The sequence below is a fragment of the Sulfuricurvum sp. genome (genome assembly GCF_022759005.1).
GTDB lineage: Bacteria > Campylobacterota > Campylobacteria > Campylobacterales > Sulfurimonadaceae > Sulfuricurvum.
In genome coordinates this window covers 1-4,692 of the sequence record NZ_JAEMQA010000144.1, presented here as the reverse complement: position 1 = coordinate 4,692, position 4,692 = coordinate 1, and the positions used below count along the sequence as shown (strand labels likewise).

The 4,692-nt window shown below is 37.2% G+C and carries 6 protein-coding genes; 1 reads left to right on the top strand and 5 read right to left on the bottom strand.

Annotated elements, in window-relative coordinates; all coding sequences use genetic code 11:
- From JHC35_RS08650 to JHC35_RS08630, 5 genes are all read right to left on the bottom strand, one after another.
- Positions 1–391 (bottom strand): hypothetical protein (locus tag JHC35_RS08650; protein WP_295044285.1); only part of this gene is annotated, 391 nt, incomplete at its 3' end.
- 13 nt (positions 392–404) lie between these two features.
- A complete protein-coding gene (locus JHC35_RS08645; RefSeq protein WP_295044284.1) occupies positions 405–671 on the bottom strand; it encodes a hypothetical protein in 267 nt (88 codons plus the stop codon).
- A gap of 13 nt (positions 672–684) precedes the next feature.
- On the bottom strand, positions 685–1,008 hold the full coding sequence (locus JHC35_RS08640) for a hypothetical protein (protein ID WP_295044282.1): 324 nt from the start codon (positions 1,006–1,008) through the stop codon (positions 685–687).
- A gap of 212 nt (positions 1,009–1,220) precedes the next feature.
- Positions 1,221–3,542, bottom strand: coding sequence for a polysaccharide biosynthesis tyrosine autokinase (locus JHC35_RS08635; RefSeq protein ID WP_295044280.1), 2,322 nt, complete (start codon positions 3,540–3,542; stop codon positions 1,221–1,223).
- Positions 3,508–4,326 carry a polysaccharide biosynthesis/export family protein gene (locus tag JHC35_RS08630; RefSeq protein ID WP_295044277.1) on the bottom strand — a complete coding sequence of 273 codons (819 nt, stop codon included), beginning with the start codon at positions 4,324–4,326 and terminating at the stop codon, positions 3,508–3,510. Before JHC35_RS08630 ends, JHC35_RS08635 begins: the two co-directional genes overlap by 35 nt.
- Positions 4,327–4,504: 178 nt before the next feature.
- Here JHC35_RS08630 and JHC35_RS08625 point away from each other — a divergent pair.
- A partial coding sequence (locus JHC35_RS08625) for a hypothetical protein (RefSeq protein WP_295044274.1) occupies positions 4,505–4,692 on the top strand: 188 nt, incomplete at its 3' end.

The following is a 4,692-nucleotide window of genomic DNA, read 5'->3' as shown; positions in this document are numbered from 1 at the left end:
CAACTGCACCTGCATGTAAAAAACGATATTTCTGTGCAATTGAAAAATAGATGGGGAGCACAACATGATAGAGCCAAAATCGAAAAATATCATCGGTTGCCAACTCATGAAATCGATAGCGAATAACCGAACCTTTTGTATCCCATGCAAAACTAATAACGTTTTCCACATAAAAAATCCAAGGCTGGTCATCCGTAGGTGTTGTAAAATCACGATTGGTTGTGAGTGAGATTTGTCGATCTTGGTTGTTTTGATAGATGAGAGAAATGGGGAATTTGAGATGATCTATGGTATTATCTTCTAAAATAACGAGTGAATCATCTCCGCCACTATAAAGCAGCGAAGAATCATTGGTATTATCTAAATACTTTAAATTAATTCCATAAAGCATTAAGAGTTTAATACTAACGGTGCAAGAATTTATTAAAATTTGCAAGCTTGCTAGTAGATGCAACAGTAACTGTAGTTGTTTTTCCATTTGGATTCACAATAGTTATTGTCTCTTTAGCTGTACCTTGTACAGTCTGTTTTGTTTCTGGATTTATATAAATCTTTGAACCGCCACTTGTACTCGCTTGCGCAGACAATGAACCCATTGCTAAAAGAACTGGAGTTGCATAAGCCGCTTTCTTGAGAAAACTACGACGATTTTCTGTATTGTTTGTATTCATAGTATAATCTCCTTTACGCGTTGTTAAATAAAGCATCAAACATTGCTTTTAAATCAGGATTGCTAGTAAAATCAGTCTTATTGAACTTATCAGTCGTTTTATATGCACCAGCCTGTCTATCATATGACAAATAACCATCTTGGATTGCTTTTTGAACGTTATCGTAATGTTCACCAGCTTCGAACTGATTACTAGCACCTGCATTCCATGTACCCTGTTTACAAATAACAGAAGCATGCGCTGAAATTGGAGCGGTCATTGCGCCTAATGCAATAACAACAGGAGCAGCATAAGCCGCTTTTTTTAGAAATTTACGTCGTGATTCAACACTATTCATTTTTTGCCTTTGCTAGTATTTTTTTGCTTGATTACTCGTAAGTACGTTAAATCGAAACTCATCTGTCCCGATTTACTCACCCGAAAGCACTTAATGCTCCGAATGTAGCCCTATTCTCAAAATATAGGCTGCCTTTAGACCCTTTCGGTCAAAACTATACCAATGATGTATATTACAATAATCAAACATAGAATATTCTTAATTGATGACTATTATTTGTTAATCCATGGTCGTATATTTTTCAAATCGAGTGCATTTAAAACAATACCTACATTTTCGAGTTGATGTTCCTCTACAAAACGATTGATATTTTTAATAAAATCTTTTTTAGAATATTTGGCTTTAAATACAATCAAATTAAGATCTGACTTGCGCATCAGGACAAGTGCATCCGCGACAACCCCTGCAGGTGGCGATTCTAGAATAATATAATCATACTGCGTTTTTAGTTCTTCCAGTACAGCCGCTAATCTATCGGATATGATAAGCGCATATGTATTTGAATACGCAGGACCCGCTGCAATGATATCAAGATTGCTATCTATAGGTTGAATAACTCCCTCGAGTGTACTTTTTTTACTGAGCAATGTGCTCATACCTAGCGCATTAGAGAGGTTCAGTTTTTCATGCATTTTCGATCCGCGCATGTCCAAGTCAAGGACAATAACCTTTTTCCCGCTGCTACTAATTACTCGTGCAAATTCAATCGCGGTTGTCGTGCGTCCCTCACCCTGTACAGATGATGTAATCGTGATAATTTTTGGCTTTGAGGTTTGAAACTCAAGTTTCGTCAACAAAACACGAAGGGCATCTTCATACAATGACTTTCGCCCTGTAAAATAAGGGAGTACCGCATAAATGGGTAAATTAGTATGTTTTTCAATATCACTGATACTTTGGATTGTATTGGCCAAATAGTTTCGCAAGAATGCCTGCATCACCCCGATAATCAATCCTAAGATTAACCCGATTAGCACTATGAGTGCTCGTTTTGGCTTAATTGGCTGATCATCTACGACTGCATTATCTATGACTCTTACCCCTGATACGGTGGATGATTCGACAATAGCTGTTTCAACACGCTTTTGAAGGAGGTACTCATATACTTTTTCATTGACCATAAAACTGCGTGTCAATTGAGAGAGCTGCTTTTCTTGTTCCGGCAAACCTTCTAATGACATTCTGTTTTTACTGATGATGTCATTGAGTGTCGCTTTGCGCTGTTCTATACCACGTAGACTACTTTCAATGGTTCCGCGCAAACTAGCTTTGAGTGAAACGATTTGCTGTGCAACCTTAATCACAGATGGATGTTTATCGGTGTAATCGGCTAATAAAGACGCATAAAGTGAATTTGCCGCTTGTATTTTTTCTATCAATGAAAGAATCGGTGAGCTGGAAGCTGTTGCTGATCCAACATCGATTCCTTCAATTTCTTTGTTGTTTTGTAAGTAACTCAATAGGTTTTTCAAGACACTTTGCTGCATATCCAATTCATACAGCTGTGTTTCAAGCTGGTCCATCTTTTGCGCTGCAATCGTAGCTTTATCTTTTAAATCCACCACTATATGGGATGACTTGTAATCTTTTAAATTGCTAGCTGAGTTTTGAAGTGCTGAGTTTATTGCTTCTAGCTGTTTATCAATAAAACTTAGTGTCTTTTCTGCGCTTTCACTTTTGACTTCGATACTTTGATTTGTATAGGCATCTGCAAGGGCATTAAGTACATCTTGCGCACGCTGTGGAACATTGTCTTGATACGTTAAATAAAGGACTGTACCCTTTTCAGAGCCAGCTGAAACCATCAATGAAGATTGAAGCATTGCATACATGTATTCATTTGGCAAAACACTAAAAGAATAATGTTCATTGCCCATTGGAGCTTTTTTACTAATGATCATCTCAAATAATGGATGCGTAATTTTCATACCATACGAAAAAACTTGTGAAAAACGGACTAATTTTTCATCCTCAGGAATGGTCCCGAACATGGATTTTAAAAATTCCGCGATTTTTTCTGACTTACTTGGATTGATCGTTAGGCGAAAATGATTTTCATCGACAGCAGTCAGCTGAAATTCTGAATCAAACAAGCGAGGGGACAAAGCTTTCGTGTCGACCTCAAAGGGAGAGTCTTTGTACAACTCTACTTTTTTTAAATTATTAAAGACATAGTAACGTGTTCCAATGTTCAGTTTTTCAAGGGCCTTTTGTGCTACAAAACGTGATTGAAAAATTGCTATTTCATTATCTACATTAGCACTTTCTACTCCAAGAGCCTTTGCCATCAAATCATCCGTAGATTGTCCACCTGATTTTTCTTGGATTTGTAATGTCAATTGTGCTTGATAGATACTCGTACCAAAATAGGCATACAGACTGCTCAAAAGAAATACGCTAAAAACAATAATTGCGATGGACTTTTTATAACGGCCAAGAGTTCTAAAAACTTCTTTTAAGTCGATCTCTTCCTCTGTTGCATCGGAAACTTTAGTGTGATTATTTAAATAAGAAGACATCAACTGCTTTTCCATTCTTGATTGTGGTATAACTGACAAACGGTGATAACATCGAGGTAATGAGATCAAAGAACGGCATTTGCTCTTTGAATGCAACATTGTAAGCTTTCATACCGCGTGGTTGTACATAAACGATATCATTTGGCTGTAAAATGAGACTTGTCAGTTTGATCTCTGAAATATCTGCCAAATTAATCTCTCTGATCATCGGTGAGCGTAGTCCGCCACGAATGATTTTTACATTGGTTCTCTCAGCATCTTCAGTCAAATCCCCCGAATGCCCAAGAGCTTCAAACAAACTCATTGTTCCATTAGTCACTTGAACTACGCCTGGTCGTCTCACTTCACCTAAAACAAACAGCTTTTGGTTCAAAATTTTTACACTTACAAACGGATTCTTGAGATAATTTTTATACGCACTTGTGAGTTTTTCTGCAGCACCATTTTCGGTAAGGCCACCAATTTTTACAACACCGACAAGTGGTAATCTAACGGTTCCATCATTAGGAATCAAAATCCCCTCTGTACCATCTCTTATTTGATAATTTTGACCTCGACCTGCTGTGTTTAGTAAGATATTGAGTTGTTGGTCACCATCGCCAACCGATTGATTTGCAACAATGATTTCAACTCGGTCTCCCTTTGCGATCTTCCATTCAAACGCAGCTTCTTCGGTATAGTTTGCATCAGAAACCGTGCGAATGGCTTCGCTCTTATCTCCCAACATATTAAATGTTTTGGTACTACAGCCACTAATCAGTAAACCCGCCAGCGCAATCAAAAAAGTTGCATATTTCACTTATAACCTTTTATCATTATTTTTATACAATAGACTTCTTACATAACCTCTAAGATGTATTTTTTACACCGTTCTCCCTGAGCCTGTCGAAGGGTGTTTTGTTCATGGTTCGACAAGCTCACCACGAATAATGGAAAGCTGGGTTATGCAAGAAGTCTAATAAACTATACTAAATACAATGGTGCAATTATACCCAAATAAGTATAATTTTGAAGATGTTGATTATGCTGCTATGAATAGTTACATGACTTTTTTGGTCAATAGATTCGCTCCGATGAAAGTTAAGGAATTACTTCGTGATTATGCTGAAGCCGTCATTCCGCACAAAATCTTACCATTTTTATTCATAGAATTTCCAATATCGTT

Excerpts from the sequence above, each read along its gene's own strand:
- JHC35_RS08645 (WP_295044284.1), bottom strand. The coding sequence starts at position 671 with ATGAATACAAACAATACAGAAAATCGTCGTAGTTTTCTCAAGAAAGCG.
- JHC35_RS08640 (WP_295044282.1), bottom strand. The coding sequence starts at position 1,008 with ATGAATAGTGTTGAATCACGACGTAAATTTCTAAAAAAAGCGGCTTAT.
- JHC35_RS08635 (WP_295044280.1), bottom strand. The coding sequence starts at position 3,542 with ATGGAAAAGCAGTTGATGTCTTCTTATTTAAATAATCACACTAAAGTT.